The 17,153-nt window shown below is 42.2% G+C and carries 18 protein-coding genes; 9 read left to right on the top strand and 9 right to left on the bottom strand.

Going from position 1 to position 17,153, the window contains the following annotated elements; genetic code table 11:
* Positions 1 to 3: 3 nt before the first annotated feature.
* From ACSC9N_RS01745 to serA, 3 genes are all read right to left on the bottom strand, one after another.
* Positions 4 to 876: an EamA family transporter gene (locus tag ACSC9N_RS01745; RefSeq protein WP_395475046.1), complete on the bottom strand. Its 873-nt coding sequence runs from the start codon at positions 874 to 876 to the stop codon at positions 4 to 6.
* 135 nt (positions 877 to 1,011) lie between these two features.
* Positions 1,012 to 1,887, bottom strand: coding sequence for an EamA family transporter (locus ACSC9N_RS01750; protein ID WP_078425491.1), 876 nt, complete (start codon positions 1,885 to 1,887; stop codon positions 1,012 to 1,014).
* Between the two features lie 138 nt (positions 1,888 to 2,025).
* Positions 2,026 to 3,258 (bottom strand): phosphoglycerate dehydrogenase, encoded by a 1,233-nt coding sequence (serA, locus tag ACSC9N_RS01755; protein ID WP_004691438.1) that lies wholly within the window; start codon positions 3,256 to 3,258, stop codon positions 2,026 to 2,028.
* Positions 3,259 to 3,622: 364 nt separating this feature from the next.
* Between serA and ACSC9N_RS01760 the strand changes: the two genes are divergently transcribed.
* The 8 genes from ACSC9N_RS01760 to ACSC9N_RS01795 all read left to right on the top strand — a co-directional run bounded on the left by ACSC9N_RS01760 (position 3,623) and on the right by ACSC9N_RS01795 (position 10,291).
* On the top strand, positions 3,623 to 5,032 hold the full coding sequence (locus tag ACSC9N_RS01760; RefSeq protein WP_439036107.1) for an FAD-binding oxidoreductase: 1,410 nt from the start codon (positions 3,623 to 3,625) through the stop codon (positions 5,030 to 5,032).
* A 140-nt stretch (positions 5,033 to 5,172) separates the two neighbouring features.
* The gene (locus tag ACSC9N_RS01765; RefSeq protein ID WP_078389157.1) at positions 5,173 to 5,544 is read left to right on the top strand and encodes a hypothetical protein; all 372 of its coding nucleotides are present in this window, start codon (positions 5,173 to 5,175) and stop codon (positions 5,542 to 5,544) included.
* 220 nt (positions 5,545 to 5,764) lie between these two features.
* On the top strand, positions 5,765 to 6,289 hold the full coding sequence (locus ACSC9N_RS01770; protein ID WP_325087186.1) for a hypothetical protein: 525 nt from the start codon (positions 5,765 to 5,767) through the stop codon (positions 6,287 to 6,289).
* 27 nt (positions 6,290 to 6,316) lie between these two features.
* On the top strand, positions 6,317 to 7,249 hold the full coding sequence (locus tag ACSC9N_RS01775; protein WP_395477891.1) for an IS5 family transposase: 933 nt from the start codon (positions 6,317 to 6,319) through the stop codon (positions 7,247 to 7,249).
* Between the two features lie 22 nt (positions 7,250 to 7,271).
* Positions 7,272 to 7,685: a hypothetical protein gene (locus ACSC9N_RS01780; protein ID WP_325087094.1), complete on the top strand. Its 414-nt coding sequence runs from the start codon at positions 7,272 to 7,274 to the stop codon at positions 7,683 to 7,685.
* Between the two features lie 12 nt (positions 7,686 to 7,697).
* A complete protein-coding gene (locus ACSC9N_RS01785) occupies positions 7,698 to 7,886 on the top strand; it encodes a hypothetical protein (protein WP_205667547.1) in 189 nt (62 codons plus the stop codon).
* A 36-nt stretch (positions 7,887 to 7,922) separates the two neighbouring features.
* Positions 7,923 to 8,813: a pirin family protein gene (locus tag ACSC9N_RS01790; RefSeq protein WP_325087095.1), complete on the top strand. Its 891-nt coding sequence runs from the start codon at positions 7,923 to 7,925 to the stop codon at positions 8,811 to 8,813.
* A 248-nt stretch (positions 8,814 to 9,061) separates the two neighbouring features.
* A complete protein-coding gene (locus ACSC9N_RS01795) occupies positions 9,062 to 10,291 on the top strand; it encodes an MFS transporter (protein WP_087011712.1) in 1,230 nt (409 codons plus the stop codon).
* Between the two features lie 116 nt (positions 10,292 to 10,407).
* On the opposite strand, the gene ACSC9N_RS01800 is transcribed toward ACSC9N_RS01795, so the two are convergent.
* The 5 genes from ACSC9N_RS01800 to ACSC9N_RS01820 all read right to left on the bottom strand — a co-directional run bounded on the left by ACSC9N_RS01800 (position 10,408) and on the right by ACSC9N_RS01820 (position 15,789).
* Entirely contained in the window at positions 10,408 to 10,707 is a 300-nt protein-coding gene (locus tag ACSC9N_RS01800; RefSeq protein WP_004977999.1) for a DUF3817 domain-containing protein, read from the bottom strand.
* 114 nt (positions 10,708 to 10,821) lie between these two features.
* A complete protein-coding gene (yccS, locus tag ACSC9N_RS01805) occupies positions 10,822 to 12,972 on the bottom strand; it encodes a YccS family putative transporter (RefSeq protein ID WP_125273554.1) in 2,151 nt (716 codons plus the stop codon).
* A gap of 216 nt (positions 12,973 to 13,188) precedes the next feature.
* Entirely contained in the window at positions 13,189 to 13,740 is a 552-nt protein-coding gene (sodC, locus tag ACSC9N_RS01810) for a superoxide dismutase [Cu-Zn] SodC (RefSeq protein ID WP_395475048.1), read from the bottom strand.
* A gap of 145 nt (positions 13,741 to 13,885) precedes the next feature.
* On the bottom strand, positions 13,886 to 15,007 hold the full coding sequence (locus ACSC9N_RS01815; protein WP_168158788.1) for an AI-2E family transporter: 1,122 nt from the start codon (positions 15,005 to 15,007) through the stop codon (positions 13,886 to 13,888).
* A 137-nt stretch (positions 15,008 to 15,144) separates the two neighbouring features.
* The gene (locus tag ACSC9N_RS01820; RefSeq protein WP_395475049.1) at positions 15,145 to 15,789 is read right to left on the bottom strand and encodes a ParA family protein; all 645 of its coding nucleotides are present in this window, start codon (positions 15,787 to 15,789) and stop codon (positions 15,145 to 15,147) included.
* A 123-nt stretch (positions 15,790 to 15,912) separates the two neighbouring features.
* On the opposite strand from ACSC9N_RS01820, the gene ACSC9N_RS01825 reads away from it, so the two are divergent.
* Positions 15,913 to 16,386 carry a Holliday junction resolvase-like protein gene (locus ACSC9N_RS01825; protein ID WP_004691414.1) on the top strand — a complete coding sequence of 158 codons (474 nt, stop codon included), beginning with the start codon at positions 15,913 to 15,915 and terminating at the stop codon, positions 16,384 to 16,386.
* 65 nt (positions 16,387 to 16,451) lie between these two features.
* On the opposite strand, the gene ACSC9N_RS01830 is transcribed toward ACSC9N_RS01825, so the two are convergent.
* Complete coding sequence (locus tag ACSC9N_RS01830) at positions 16,452 to 17,093, bottom strand: class I SAM-dependent methyltransferase (RefSeq protein WP_286405423.1); 642 nt, start codon at positions 17,091 to 17,093, stop codon at positions 16,452 to 16,454.
* Between the last annotated feature and the right edge of the window lie 60 nt (positions 17,094 to 17,153).

The raw sequence follows: 17,153 nt of genomic DNA on the forward strand, positions 1-17,153 counted from the left end.
GATTTAAAGCGCGTCATCACTTTGTGGTTTGGCTCTAAAGGTAACACCAACAGAGGCAATCATAATGCAAACCAACGCCAACGTTTGCCACATACTAATTTGCTCTTTTAGTAGTAACCAACCTGCCAAGGCTGCTAAAGCCGGTGATAAACTTGAAAGCGTCCCATAGCTAAGTTTACTCAAACGTTTTAAAGCCATCAGGTCTAGAGCATACGGAATGGTTGTGGCGAGTAGTGCAATCAATAAGGCTTTGGGCCAGTATTCCGTTTGCATTAGCGCTGTAGGGTTATGCGTGGCGCTAATGGGCAGTAGCACCAAGGCTGAGATCACAATAGCAATACTGAGGGCATGCATGCCGATATTTTGACGGACGACTTTTTGCCCAAAATAAATATACAGCGCCCAGCAAGCACCCGCTGAAACCGCAAATGCAGCACCTAAGAAAGAGAAGTTGGTTGCATTGGCTTGATGCCACGGCACCATCAGTGCAATGCCTAAAATCGCTAATCCGACCCAAATATAATCACGACGTTGTTTAATCGAGAGTAGCGCTAAAGTTAAAGGGCCTAAAAACTCTAAACCGACGGCAATACCTTGCGGTAGTTTACCCAGCGAAGCGTAGAATAAAATATTCATGAGGCATAAAGCTGCTGTATAACTGAGTAAATCTTTCCACTTTAAACGCGGTAGGCGTTTGATGATGCTCCATGAGCGGAACATCAGCACAATTAAAATTGCCGCAAAGCACAGTCTAAGGGTCACCACGGTTAGCGGGTCAAGGATGGCAATCAACTGCTTGGCAAAAGAAGCACTGATTTGATAGGACAGCATGGACAAGACCATGAACATCACTGCCATCAGTTGAGAATTAGGCATCATGCACACATCAGGTCATGGCGACCTGTTATTTTAAGAAGGTGGATTAGTATAACGATTCAGCACCCAAGTTGGATGCTGAATAAGCTGATTTTTTGAAACACCACCCTAAATTCAAACTCTGGATTACATCGTTTAAACTGCAGCTTGGCGGTTTTTTTGGGCTGTATAGGTACAACCAATAGACGCCATGATAATCACGCTGAGCGCAAGCCACTGTGACCACAATAGTTGCTCGCCTAGAAAGACAAAACCGGATAATGCTGCGATAGCAGGTTCAAGACTCATGAGCGTCCCAAAACTTAAAGCGGTTAAATTGCGTAGCGCAATCATTTCCAAGCTAAAAGGCAAAGCGCTGGCCAAAACTGCCAAAGCTACGAAATAGATCAGGTTTGAGGGTTCAAACACATTTGTGGGTAAACCACTGAATAGGGCGAGCGGCATTAAAATAAGCATACCGACAAACATACCTAAGCACACGGTATGATTGCCCGAAACACCCGATGGGCGCTGCCCCGCCACGATATACAAGGCCCAACATGCACCTGCACCTAGTGCAAATGCAATCCCAAGAGGATCTAAAGGTTGAGCGGCTTGGTCGAATGGAAACAGCAAAACCAAGCCTAAAATAGCCAGCCCGACCCAAACAAAGTCAAAGCGTTGTTTGGCATAAAACAGAGCAACACTGAGCGGGCCAATAAACTCAAACGACACTGCAATGCCAAGCGGCAGGCGAGCAATGGATAAATAAAACAATAGGTTCATGCCTGCCAAAGCAAAACCATAGCTGAGAATGGCTTTATATTTGACTTGCTTAAAGTCAACCTGCCAAATTTTAAACAGCACGGCCAAAATGATTGATCCCAACAGCAAGCGCATGGCGGAAACGGTTAAAATGGGAAATTGATCGAACAGCACTTTGGCCAATGAACCACTACTTTGCAAGCTAAGCATTGCAATCAGCAATAAAAAGGTTGCTTGGAGGTGGGGAGTACTTTTTAGATTTGGCATTATTAGAATACTAGATAGGGAAGTGAATACTTGCGAAAAGTAGCGGAGAATGTGCTTGGGTCGCACATAAAACTTTAACAAGTATTCAAAAATAAAAAAACCACAGCTTGGCAGCTGTGGTTTTTAAATAGAGTCGAATTAGAACAATACGCGAACGCGGATTGTGCCTTCAACGTCTTGTAGAGTATCTAAAGCTTCTTGAGATGCTGTTGCGTCTACATCCATCACTAAGTAACCAACATCACCTTTGGTCATTAAAGATTGACCTGAGATGTTGATGCCGTGTTCAGCAAACAAGTTGTTGATTTTTGACAACACGCCTGGCACGTTTTTGTGGATGTGAAGTAAACGGTGTTTGCCTTCGGTCAACGGTAACGCGATTTCTGGGAAGTTCACCGCAGATAAAGTCATCCCTTTATCTGAATATGAAACGAATTTCTCAGCCACTTCTAAACCAATGTTCGCTTGCGCTTCCATAGTCGAACCACCCACGTGAGGAGTTAAGATCACGTTTGGAATGTTACGTAGTGGAGAAATGAATTCTTCACCATTGGCTTTTGGCTCTTTCGGGAAAACGTCAACCGCAGCACCAGCAACATGACCTGATTTCAAGGCATCTGCTAAGTCTTCAATCACGACACATGTACCACGTGCAGCATTGATGAAGATTGCACCTTCTTTCATTTGTGCAAATTTTTCTTTGGTCATGAAGTTACGTGTAGACGGAACATCAGGTACATGCAAAGAAACAACATCAGCATTGGCTAAAAGTTCGTTTAAGCTACCGACTTGACGTGCATTACCTAATGGTAGTTTCGTCACTGTGTCGAAGTAGATCACTTTCATACCCAAGCTTTCAGCAAGGACAGAAAGTTGTGAACCGATTGAACCGTAACCGACAATCCCTAAAGTTTTGCCACGAGTTTCGAACGAACCAACAGCTGACTTGTTCCAACCGCCTGCATGTGTATCTGTCGATTTTTCAGGTACACGGCGAAGAAGAAGGATAGCTTCAGCAAGTACAAGTTCAGCCACTGAACGTGTATTTGAGTATGGTGCGTTAAATACTGGAATACCACGAACCATCGCAGCATTTAAGTTCACTTGGTTGGTACCAATACAGAAACAACCAACAGCGATTAATTTATTCGCTGCTTCAAACACTTCTTCAGTGAGTTGTGTACGGGAACGAATACCAATGAAATGTGCATCTTTAATCGCTTCTTTCAACGCTTCACCTTCAAGCGCAGTTTTACGATAATCGATGTTGGTGTATCCGGCAGCATTTAGTGTGTCGATTGCGTTTTGGTGAACGCCTTCTAACAACAAGAAACGAATTTTATCTTTAGGAAGTGAAAGATGTTGGCTCATTACGGCTCCGCTACAAAGGCCAAATTTAGTGGCGATATAATAGCACGTACCGCGCCCGATATACATTTCCTTTATGCGGACTCTGCTGGGTATTTTTAGCCTCTATGGTGCGTAAAAAAGTCTTTTTGGTCTAATTAAACTAATCATTTCAAAGGTATCCTGAATAAAACAGCTTTTTCTGCGGGAAACAGAAAAAATGCCTTATAATATGACTCCGTGAAAATAAGCCAGTTGCACACTGCTGCTTAAATCCTCACGAACTGCCTGAGCTTTAGGGCATGGAAAGACTGAAATGAAGCGCTTTTCATGCAGAGAACCCTAGTGCCACAAACAACTTGTTTACTTCTTGCAAGGTCTGAAAACGATGAATGCTCCAGTCGCTTTAACCCCAGAGTTATTGACCCAATTGACAGCAATTGTAGGTGAAAACCGCATTAAAACCGATGCGGATAGCCTTGAAAATTGGGGACGCGATCATACCAAACATTTTGATCCAAACCCGTCAGTCATCGTTTTTCCATCGAGCACGGAACAAGTGCAAGCGGTTGTGAAACTTGCAAATGAGTTTAATGTTGCGATTACACCATCGGGTGGTCGTACTGGCTTATCTGCCGGTGCAGTCGCTGCCAACGGTGAAATTGTGGTGAGCATGGACAAGATGAACCAAATCTTGGAATTCTTCCCAGCAGACCGTATGGTTCGAGTCCAAGCAGGCGTGGTGACTGAACAGCTGCAAAACTATGCTGAAGAGCAAGGCATGTATTACCCAGTCGATTTTGCTTCTGCGGGTTCGAGTCAAATTGGTGGAAACATTGGCACCAATGCAGGCGGTATTAAAGTCATTAAATACGGCATGACGCGTAACTGGGTACTCGGTTTAACTGTAGTTACGGGTAAGGGTGATGTGCTGCGTCTAAACAAAGGCATGATCAAAAACGCGACTGGTTATGCACTGCAACATTTATTCATTGGTGGTGAAGGGACACTGGGCTTAGTGACTGAAGCTGAAATCAAACTGGAACGCCAACCGCAAGACCTTCAAGTAATGGTGTTGGGTGTGCCTGACTTTGATGCTGTGATGCCTGTACTGCATGCTTTCCAAGCAAAAATTGACCTGACTGCATTTGAGTTCTTTGGTGAACTTGCAATGCAAAAAGTGTTGGCACATGGTCATGTACAACGTCCATTTGAAACTGAATGTCCATTCTATGTATTGTTAGAATTTGAAGCGCCATTTGAGCCAATTATGGATAAGGCGATGGAAATTTTTGAGCACTGCATGGAACAAGGCTGGGTACTGGATGGCGTGTTGAGCCAAAGCCTCGATCAAGGGGAAAGCTTATGGCGCTTACGTGAAGACATTTCTGAGTCGATTGCTCCATTTACACCATACAAAAATGACATTTCAGTGTTGATTACCCACGTTCCGGCATTTATTAAAGAAATTGATGCGATTGTGGCAAGTAACTACCCAGACTTTGAAATCTGCTGGTTCGGCCATATTGGTGACGGTAATTTACACTTAAATATTTTAAAACCAGCTGACCTAAGCAAAGACGAATTCTTTGCTAAATGTCAGGTGGTGAATAAATATGTCTTCGAAACCGTGAAAAAATACGATGGTTCAATTTCTGCGGAGCACGGTGTGGGCATGACCAAAAAGCCATACCTTGACTACACGCGTTCGGCGGAAGAAATTGAATATATGAAGGCATTGAAGCAAGTTTTCGATCCAAACGGAATTATGAACCCAGGTAAATTATTCGACCTTTAAGTTCGAATTGGGTTTTAAAAGCGCATCCATCGTGATGCGCTTTTTTATGGCTGAAGGAACTGAATTACATTTACTAAATAGTGTAATAGGCCTAAAAAAGGCATGATGGACTGATAAATAATGAATTTTAGGTGGGATTTATGTTGCGTCTTATTTTAGCATCAGCCGTATGTGTGGGATTATTGTCAGGTTGTGCGACGACCAAAGAGTTAGTGAATAAAGTCGGTTCGTCAGATACGCCGTTGGCTCAGGTACTTAAAGAGCGTCCAGATTTGCGTAATGAGTTGGCTACGGTTGAAATCCGTCAGTACTTTAATACAGTTGAGTCTCCGACTGCGGCAGAAGTTAAAGTGACTGAAACAGGGTTGTTAGATGATTCGGTGAAGTCGGTGCGTACCGTATATAACTTTAAGTTGGTCGATGGCGACTGGGAAAAAACTGCGACGAAAACGTCTTACCAATGTGCGCGCGGTAAAAATACCAAGAACTTCCAAACAGCGAAGTGTGCATAATAAATCTTTGATTTATGGTTGAAATGTAGACGATTCTACCTCATAAAAAGCGTATCGGTTGATGCGCTTTTTTGCTTTTTGGGATTTTATAAAAATGAATATTTTGATTGTTGAAAGTGACTTATTTAAGAAATTGATTCAATAAAAGTACTTTTAAAGTATTACTGGTTATTGGTAATATTATGTTTGTGAAAAGAATAATAAATTCTTGGATGTATTGATGTTAAAAAAGATTTTTGGTCAAAAGTGGCTTAGTTCAGCCTTTGCTGTTTTATTGGGATTATATTATGGAACTTTGGATATTTGGGGAGATGATTGGGGGTGGATCGTAGATTATAAGCCTTTACACAGTAGAATATATTCAATTTTGATGGGACTTACTATAATCAGTGTAAGCCTAAGAGCATATTATGATTGGCAAGATGTGAAGAATAAAGCTGTTCACGATAAACTCCAAAATCAATTTTTATTATTTATAAAAAATATTGTACAAGCGAAAAGAACTCGCTTTTACGATAAAGTGACAAAGTTGGATATAGGAAAGAGGGCTAATTTCTTTGAAATTATTACTCATCCAAAAGAACAACTAAGATCGATAATGCAGAATGCAATAATCTTTTTTGAATTTTATGGTGTTCCACGATCTAATTTGCAAATCACCATATTAAGTTCTAATTCAAATACTAATGAATGGGTTTATGAAGAGACACTAGATAGGGGCTTTGTTGCACAAACCTATCTGTAAAGGCTTTTTCAGCGATATAATTTTCAAATGAAGAAGCCTACACACAAAATCTACCGCACAACCAATTGGCCCGCATATAACCGAGCACTTATGAGTCGCGGAAATATTGCCATTTGGTTTGATCCTGCTACGCAATGGTATGCGCCATCAAAAGGCAAACAAGGGCGAAATCAAACCTACTCCGACGCAGCCATCCAATGCTGCTTAATGATTAAATCCTTATTCCGTCTGTCTTTACGTATGGTCACTGGCTTTGTGCAAAGTCTGATTAAACTTTGCGGATTAAATTGGATAGCTCCAGATTACACCACGCTTTGTAGAAGACAAAAGCATATTGATATTGTAATCAGCTACCAAAAAAGTAGCGATGGGCTGCATCTACTCATGGACTCTACAGGCATGAAGTTTCTAGGTGAGGGCGAATGGAAACGCAAGAAACATGGGCCTGAATATCGTCGCCAATGGCGTAAACTTCATATTGGTATAGATGCTAAAACCCTACAAATACGAGCAGTTCAGCTTACAACCAATAATGTCAGTGATTCACAGGTGCTTGGTGATTTACTTAATCAGATTCCACAAGATGAGCGGATTGACTCTGTTTATACCGATGGAGCTTATGACACCAAGCAATACCGTCAGGTCATTGCAGATCGGCAAGGGCATGCGGTGATTCCACCTAGAAAAAATGCGAAACAATGGAAAGATACAAAGAGTAGCTCGCTAGAGCGAAATGAATTACTTAGAACAATTAAACGTTTAGGCAGGACACTATGGAAAAAATGGTCAGGCTATCATCGGCGAAGTTTGGTTGAAACTAAGATGCATTGCATCAAATTATTAGGAGATAAACTCAGTGCAAGGAGTTTTGATAGCCAAGTGAATGAAATCCATGCACGTGTAGCAGTCCTTAACAGATTTACGGAATTAGGTCGACCACTTACCCAAGTTACGCCTTAAATTTAGCTCAATTAGGGGCGCTTTGCATTTCCAATCTTTGTGCAACAAAGCCCTAGATAGGCAAAAAAATCATACTGATGCTAATGTTTTAATGCAGAACAGATCAGTTGCGACCCAAGCTTTACAAACTGGAGAGCCTATTTTTTTTGCTGATTTAAGTGAGGAAGGTACGAGAGACTCAGAGAAAATATTTTACAAATCTGAGCGTTCTGTTAAAGTGAATTGTATAGGTTCTATTTATTGCAAACCAGTAACAATAAAAATTCAAGAAATCACTTACAACTATATTTTCACTCTAGTAACATATGGCACTTATTTATGTTCGCCAAATAATGTAGATGAAGCTAACCAAATAGCAACATTGTTGGATGAAATTGGTGATAGGGTGGAATTAGAACTTTATCTCTTAGCAATGCGACAGCATCAAGCTAAATGATAGGAGGGTAAAATGAGCACATCTAAAAGCAATAATACATGTAACAATGTTAGAGTTATAGTTTCAGAGAAAACAACTCATTCAGAACATGATGTAGCAAAAGGTCATAAATATATTTCTGTATTCTCAAACTTATTTATTTCATCTAAGAATGAAGGTAGTTCTTCTGATAATAAAAGAGTTACTCGTTGTAACTCTTGATAAAATATGGGTCACAATACCTAAAAATTGTAAATCATGAAAACCCTTGTCTTTATTCACTCAGAAAGTACACGAACGGCTGTAGGCGACTTCGCCCCAGTCGTCTCTGTGTTTTCACACTATGAACTAGGGAACTCGGTTTCACCTTTTCTATTGCTGGATCATATAGGCCCGAGTTATTTACAGCCAACTCGCTTAAAAAAGGGCGTGAGTGAACATCCGCATCGTGGCTTTGAAACAGTGACTATTGTCTACCAAGGTGAGCTTGCCCATCAGGATTCTACAGGTGGTGGAGGTGTGATTGGCGCAGGGGATGTACAGTGGATGACAGCAGGGGCTGGGGTACTGCACGAAGAAGTGTTTAGTGAGGCATTTTCCAAAACAGGCGGGGCATTTGAAATGATCCAGCTGTGGGTCAATTTGCCTGCCAAAGATAAAATGAATCCTGCACGTTACCAACACTTAAGTCATGAAGCTATTCCAGAAGTTGAGTTGGCGCAAGCTCAAGGAACAGTTAGGGTGATTGCAGGGGCTTATGAAAACCAGACAGGGCCCGCTCAAACCCATAGCCCTATGACCGTGTTGGATGTTCAACTTATAGCGAGTACGAAAACAGTTTTACCTGCATTGGAAGGTGAGACGACACTGCTGTATATCCGTAGGGGGCGTCTTCAGCTCAATAGCAGAGAAACTGTTGAAGCACAGCAGATGGCAGTCATGTCCAATCATGGCGAGCACCTTGAAATACAAGCGATACAAGACAGCGCTTTTTTATTACTCAGTGGGCAGCCTTTAAATGAACCCATTTATGGACGTGGCTATTTTGTCATGAACACCTTCACCGAAGTTTTACAGGCGTATGAGGACTTAAAACAAGGGCATTTTATTGCGCCTAATACAAAACCAAATGCGACAGATGAAACTTAAAAAAGTAACAATACAAACAGATGCAACACTGCTAAAATAGCTTAACTGAGCTTTGTCGGTGTCACCGCTCAGTCTATTTTAATAACACCTTTTCTAAAAACGCTTTGTGAATACAGCGTAAAACCAGTGTGCATTTCTCGCACCCATTACATTTTTATTCAATTTTACAGTGCTTGCCATTGGGCTTAGTCGTCTCTCCCTCTAATGGACTTCGCTCAAGCGTGTACGCATTTTATATGTAGATAACAATGCAAAACGTACAAACTTTAAAGTTAAGCCGTGCCACATTGATGTTTCCTTTGGCATTGGTTTTATTCGAATTTTCGGTCTATATCGGTAACGATTTAGTCCAGCCTGCTATGCTCGCGATTACCCAAGACTTTGGGGTAAGCAGTGCGTGGGCACCATCCTCTATGTCCTTTTATTTACTGGGCGGTGCTTGTGTCGCGTGGCTACTTGGACCACTCTCAGACCGTTTAGGCCGTAAAAAAGTGTTGCTCGCAGGTGTGGCATTTTTCGTGCTGACTTGCCTCGCGATTTTACTCACTCAAAACATTGAGTCTTTTTTGGCGCTCCGCTTTTTACAAGGCGTGGGGTTGTCGATGATTTCTGCGGTAGGTTATGCCGCAGTACAGGAAAGTTTTGAAGAACGTGATGCCATTAAAGTCATGGCACTCATGGCCAATATTTCTTTGTTGGCACCGCTGCTTGGCCCTGTAGTGGGCGCATTTATGATTGACCATGTGTCATGGCATTGGGGCTTTATTGGCATCGCCTTTTTGGCTTTTTTAAGTTGGTTTGGTTTAAAAGCCAAAATGCCTGCGACACAACAACGTCATTCTAAAAAGCCGCTGCGCTATATTTGGGATGACTATAAAACGGTCTATAAAAATAAGACCTTTTTGGCGCTCACCTTTGGCCTACCGATGGTCGCCATGCCTTTGATGCTGTGGATTGCGCTGTCACCCGTGATTTTGGTGGAAGAACTTGGCTTGAGCAGTATGCAATACGGCTTGGCACAGTTCCCCGTCTTGGGTGGTCTCATTCTGGGCAACATAGTACTGATTAAAGTCATCGACAAAATGGCACTGGGTAAAACCGTGTTACTCGGTTTGCCTTTGATGTTCGTCGGTACGCTGTTGGTGGTGCTCGGCACCATTTTCCAAAGTTATTTCTTGCCGTTACTGATTGTGGGGATGACTTTGGTGAGCTTTGGTGAAGGTATCAGTTTTTCTGTGTTATATCGCTTTGCTTTGATGTCATCGGAAGTGTCCAAAGGGACGGTTGCCGCAGCCGTTTCGGTATTGATGATGTTTACGTTCTTCTTCGTGATTGAACTGGTGCGTATGGCTTATGTGGCATTTGGCCTCTGGGCCTATAGTTTGGTCTGCCTCATTTTAATTGCACTTTGGTTTAGCTTTCCACGCTCGACCGTAAAAAAAGTGATGCAAAAACGTCTTGAAAGTGGTGTTTACTAAGATTTTATTTGCTGGATTCAGCGAAGTTCACATCATTAAAAAGCGCGCATTCATTTGAATGGGCGCTTTTTTATTACGGCTTTAAAAAATCCGTTTTAAAGTCAGTTTTTTTAAACTTAGGCTTCGGCTTGCTCAGGTTCTAATTTTTTAATTTTGGCATCAAACACAAAAGGCCCAAAGGGTAGAATGGACGCGATCAAACCTAAAATAAACATCTTCAAAGACCATTTTTGCTTTTCACAGACCACAAACAGCACGATGAGAAACAAGATAAATAATACGCCATGCCCCATACCCACGTATTTGACTAGGATCGGGTTATCAAAGATGTATTTCATTGGCATCGCAACGAATAACAACAGTAAAAAAGAAATCCCTTCTAAAAATCCTACAACACGTAATGTCTGAATGTTCATGGTCAAAAAATCTATGAGAATGAAGCTCGAGTGTACGCAAGAACCAGATAAAAATGAACCACAATACACTCGTACATCATGACGCTTTTAAAGATCTTCGTTGTGTCGTCCGTTTTATTTAATGTCTCGGGCCAGCAGTTCAGTTTTTAACTTCAGCAATTCGGGCAGAGTTTCCAGTAGTAGACTGATTTGTTTGAGGACCAAGTGTAAATTCGGACTCATTGTTTCTTGCGCATTTAGGCTTTTAATCTCTGCCAGTTTTTGCTGGATGTCGAGTTCAGCTAATGCCTGCTGATGGAGCAGTACATGATTTAGCGTATTTTGACACCACAGCATGAGTTCCAGCACTTGTGTATCCTGCACCAATTCTCGGTGACTTCCCAAAGCAGAAATATAACTGAGTTGACTGTGGCTATATACCAAGTAGCGAAAAGCATGATGTACCAGTTCTGGGTTGGGATTGGGCTCGGTACTGAGACTAGAAATCATGCTTGCAAGTTCAGTTTGAGCATTATGCGCAGTACGACGCGCACTGCGGTAACTCAGACTATTATTTTTGCCCTGTTGGTACTGTTCACAAATGGCATTGAAATAGTTGAGGGTTGCATCTGATGCTTTTTTAATGGTGTTGGAAATATTGCGGAAGTCCCAATCCGGCCAAATAAAACTCACTGCGAACCAAGCAATGGCACAACCAATGAGGGTGTCTATAATTCGCGGTAAAATAATGGCATAGCCTGCACCTTTTAAATTAAAAATCAGCAGCACCATGAGTGTTGCCATCAGGGTCGCCATGGCATATTTCTTGGAACTGAGATAGAAAAAACACACGCCAAAAATAATGGTTAGTAGCAGTTGTCCTTCAATACTCGGCACAAAATACAGCAGCGGAACCCCTAAAACAACGCCCAAAATAGTGCCCAAGGTTCGCATTTTTAAGCGGCTTTTGGTGGCGAAATAACGCATTTGGCAAACAAATAAACTGGTGAGCAAAATCCAATAGCCATGTTGCGCAAAGGGCAGAAGTGAGATGCCATAACCTACAGTAAAGACAAAGGCGATGCGTACAGCATGGCGAAACAGTGCGGATTGGGGGGTGAGATGTTGACTGAGTTTGAGCCACAGATCATGCCAATCATGGATATCATCATCATATAAGTTGAGGTTATCAATATGCTGTTGATAACGCTGTTCTTGGCGCGATTGTAGTTCGTTGAGGTGCTGAAAATGTTCATGAACACTGTCCAAATTATTTAAAATCAGTTGTAGATTTTTGACTTCAATATTGTGTGGATGATCTCGAATCCAGTCCTGCATGGAACTGTGTAAATTCAGCAACGCCTGAGTGGTCGTTGGATCTGATACATAGGTTTGATTGTTCAAAATACACCGTGCCAAAGCCTGACAGGCAAGGGCTTGCAGTCGAATATTTTTTTGAATACGAAAAATGAGATCAGTTCGGCTAAAGTTTTGATGTAACTGCTCATAGTGCAAATAATTAGAGCTGGCTTGTTCATGAATGTCTTGAACGAGAAAGTAGAGATTGAGCCAATAAATCGTATTTTGGTTGGCGCGAGACGCTTTTAGTCGCGTCAGTAGTGAACTTTTAGTGTGGTTAAAACTTTGCACCACAGTACTGTTTTGTAGGGATAAATCGTAGAGCAGCGCTTCTACATTGTCTCGATTGTCTGGGTCGAATAGACGTGCTTTTGCGTTGAGCAAATCGGCAACTTGATTAAAACAGCGGGCTAAGTTGTCCTGAACGGCCAAGGTGGGTTTAAGGATATAAAACACAATGGCGGTACAGCCATACCATAATGCTCCCAAGACAAAACAACTGGGTTGAAAGTACCAAACCGAATATTCACCTAGGCCAAACATACTGTATAGGGAAAGTAGAATGGTGCCAAAGCTCATCGCTGCATAGCGTTGCCCCAGTGCCCCCAGTAAAATAAAACAAGCACTAGACAGTGATAAATATAAGATGAAGAAGAATTTATAAGGATGCAAAAAATCTAAGATGCTACTGACGCTAAAGAACAAGACACAGACATAGGCAAGGTTTCTGAGACGAATACTGAGCCTATCGTCGAAGTCGGTCAGGGCTGTTGCAATTGCACCTAATGTGGTCGGAACGATGAGCTGTTGCAGTCCTAAGAAATATAAACCTAAGGTTGTACCACTCAGCACAATCAAAATTTGCAAGCAATACATAAAAATTGCATTGGACTGAAAGGACTGAAACCACTGACGAAAATTGTTCACGATGTAATAGTCTAGGCTTAGTTTTATTTTGGTTTTAGCCTGAACTTTTTTCAGGGCACTGTCAATTTAATGCTGTGGTCCTTTGCATGAAAAATTCACCTATGACAATAAAAATGCAGCAGAGCATGGCTCCGCTGCATTGTGTGTATAAGTCGAAACTTATCCACAGGTGCGAGGGGAAAACACTGCTTTATTCACAGTGCAAAGGCGATAGCCTTATTTAATCACGCCACACGCGATACGGTCACCGCCACCGCCAAGTGGTTTAGGGGTGTCTGAATAGTTATCACCACCTGCATGTACCATCACCGCTAAGCCCTCAACGTCAGCTAAACTTAAGCGAGGAGCGAGTAAATTGACTTTTGCATTACCTGCCGAGTCGACATTCAAGATCGGTAAATCACCCATATGGCCATTCAGTGGTGTGCCGTGGTTTGGTGCTTTTTCTGGGTTAAAGTGTCCCCCAGCCGCTAAAGCAGCCACAGGTTTTCCTTCTTTTTCAGCCACATCACACGAACCTTTTTCATGGATATGAAAACCGTGTGGGCCGGGTGGAAGTTGAGTCAAATTGGTTTGAATCGCTAAACCAACAGGGCTATCAATAAAACGAATGGTGCCAATTTTTTGTCCTACACCTGCAGTAGAAACAGCGTGTACATCGACGTCTTTGACCATCGTATTGGTTTCAGTGGGTGTAGTGGTACATGCCACAGTCCCTAAACCGATTAAAATCACAAGTGCGCTTAGTTTGAAAGCAGAAGACAACATTTTGGATCCTTTTTTCCTTAAAATTCAGAACCATTCAAACAAAGCCAAGGCTTCGGTTCAATGTTGTCCGTACAGCGTTTTTGTATCTGACATAAAAAAAAGCATACTTTCGAGGAAAGCATGCGCTCAAGTCATTTCACTGAACTTATTTTTTGGGCGTATCTAAAGGCTCTTCAGGTGGATCATAAGCCAATGTCGCTTTCGGCATCATTAGGGGTTCATTGACTTGTTCATGTAGCCATTCGCGCCAAATGGCTAACAGTACCGCTAGAATCACGGGGCCGACAAATAAGCCGACCATACCAAAGCTGGCTAAACCACCCAATACACCAAACATGATGAGTAAGAATGGAATTTGCGTTGCACCTGAGATCACCAATGGGCGAATCACATTGTCTGCTGTGCTGACCACACAAACCCCCCATACCATCACTCCAATCGCTTCAATAGTCTGCCCTTGAGAGAATAACCATAAAGACACGGCGCTATATGCCACAGGTGGGCCAAAAGGAATGAGTGCAAAGATAAAGGTCACAATGGTCAGTACCATTGGGTTTGGGACACCAGCAACAAAATAGCTCAGGCCTGCCAAGAGTGCTTGCGCAATTGCAGTTAGGCCAACTCCATAGACCACAGCACGCGTTGTTTCTGAAATGGTGTCTAAATAGTGGTGGATACGTGGGCCAATTACCATTTCCAGCGCTTTACTGACCTGATTTAAAATGGTTTGTCCGTCACGATAGAAGAAGAATAACGACATCACCGCAAAACAGAGTTTAAAAATATTTTTACTGATTTCACTCAGCACCAAACGACCATAATTTAAGTGGCTTTGAAACCAGCCTGAGACATTTTGTACAATACTGTTCGGATCGGTGTTGATTTCTTTTAAAGTACGGGTGACTTCTTTACCAATAATGGGCAAGTCCCGAATAAATTGAGGTACATCTAAATGACCTGAGAACACTTGTCTTTGCAGTTCATAAAACAGATTACGGCCCTCATGCTGCAGCATAAAGATGGCAAAGGTCAGCGGGATGCCGACAACTAACACCACCATACTGATCATGATGGTGGCGCTTAAGGTTGGACGCGGTCCACAGAGTTTCTGCACTGAGTGATATAGAGGCCATGTGATGTAGGCAATAATCGCAGCCCAAAGCACAGGTACAATAAAGTATTTCAGGACTTGAAAGCTCAAATAGAACAGAATAAAAATCAGTCCAAATAACAATACTTTTTGTAAGGCTGGTGCGTATCGTTGCACGGTATTCACTGCTATATCTCTAAGGTCAAAGTCATATTAACTGAAAAAAATGCGCACGAGAACGTACCCTTGGTAAGTTCTCGTGAATAACCGACTATAAATAGGGAATAGCCCCATTTTATCTATAGCAAAATATTTTAGAACCAAGCACTTGGGTCATCGACAATGGCGTTCAGCAGCGGTTGCCATTGGCTTTGAATGGAGAGGTAATTCTTTTGTGTTTTATCAAATATACTTAAACCTTGCATTGCCAATTGGCCATACGCAGTACGTTCTGAAATCCATGCTACAGGTTGTTGTTCAATTTTCGCAAAAAAATCTTGGATGTCTTTGGCACTGGCGCTGTTGGCTTTGACCCGATTGGCCAAAAGCAAAATTTGCACTTTGCCTTTACGAATACGTTTAATGTCTTGTAAATGCTTTAAAAAACGACGGGTACTGTCAATATCAAAAAACGAGGGTTGTAGTGGGGTCACAATCGCGTGTGCTTCACTGACCAGTTGTTCAGCATGTTCACCAGACAGCGCACCCGGCGCATCGATAATTAAATATTCAATGTTTTTAGGTACTTCACCAATCGATTTCTCATGGCGCCAATCTAAACTTTGAATATGCACCACTTGCTCTGGACGCTGTTTTAACCACTGACGAGCAGATTTTTGATTATCGGCATCGGCCAAAGCCACTTTATAACCTTTTTGTGCGAGTGCCGAAGCTAGATTGATTGCGGTTATCGTTTTGCCACAGCCACCTTTTTGGTTGGCGATTAATATCGTTTTCATGACCTTAAATGATTTTATTCTGCTCACCCCTAGCATATCATTCTTTTGTGTGTCGCATATGACACCAAACCAAAGTTGTAAGTTTAAATCTTGCTACCTGTAGCACAAAATTAGGAAAGAACCATGTCCATATGGATGGCAATGTTGATCGGTGCAGCAATTGGTGTGGTATTGACCACCCTTATTTTAAGTCACAGCCGAAATGGACGCATCAAAGCAGAATATGAGCGCTACATTGCCGAATTAGAACTAGAGCATCAGCAGGCTTTGGCTCAAGCACAAAAGCGCAGTGTCAATACCAGTCGTGCAGTGCTCAAAGGTAAAATGGCGGAGCAACTGGCACCGATTATGCCGCAGTTTGAATACTTACCCAGCGATGCCAAGTTTTTGGGTGATCCTGTCGACTATGTGGTCTTTGATGGTTATACCGACCTGCGTGATGGTGAGGGGAGAGCAGAAGATATTGAAATTGTTCTCATTGATATTAAAAGCGGTGGGGCGAGGTTAACCAAAGGACAAGTTGCCATTGCACAAGCGATTCAAGCAGGGCGGGTTCGTTTTGAAACGGTCCGCATCGACTTCGATACGATTGAATAAGCTTGATAATGTCTACCCATGAAAGCATCTTGCTTGATATAGAGCAGATGTCTTCTACATGACTATCATGACCCATCGCTTGAATGTAGCTTTTGAGCACGTGCAAAAAACATCAGTTGTCCGAGTTTTGGAATACCTTCGGCATAAAAGTAGTGTTGTTCTATCAAATTAAAACCTGTTGCTTTTAAGGCCTGTTCAATGTTTCGATTGAGATGGCAACCATCGGCTAAACGTTTTTGTACAGGTGTGAGTAAGTGTTGTAGACGCTGAATATAAAGGTTATTTGTATTTAATACATGTTCGACCACATGTAAGGTGCCACCCGGTTTGAGCACGCGTAATATTTCCGCCAAAGCCAGTTCTAGCTCAGCAATACTACACAGTGTCCATGTACTGACCACATGCTCAAGGCTCTGGTCAGCAAAAGGCAGCTTTTCCGCACGGGCTTGTACATGATGCACTTCAAATGCTGCTGCTTGTACTCGCTCTAAAGCTAAATGATAAATTTCAGGACTGGGTTCAAGGGCAAAGACAGTATCGACATTTTGATAAAAGGGTAGATTCAGCCCTGTACCAAAACCAATTTCTAATACCTCTCCCTGAATTGGCAAAAGCAGTTCGCGGCGTTTGTCCATTAAGCTTGGTACTTGCATGACCTGATTCAGGACATGTGGAAAGATGTGTTGTTGATAGTATTTATAAAGCATGATTGTTTTTGGGTCTCTGTTCTTCAGCTCTAGCCTAACTGAAAAGTTCTGTGGCTAAAA

Origin of the sequence: Acinetobacter sp. PC34 (assembly GCF_051789135.1) — a bacterium.
Lineage (GTDB): Bacteria > Pseudomonadota > Gammaproteobacteria > Pseudomonadales > Moraxellaceae > Acinetobacter > Acinetobacter johnsonii.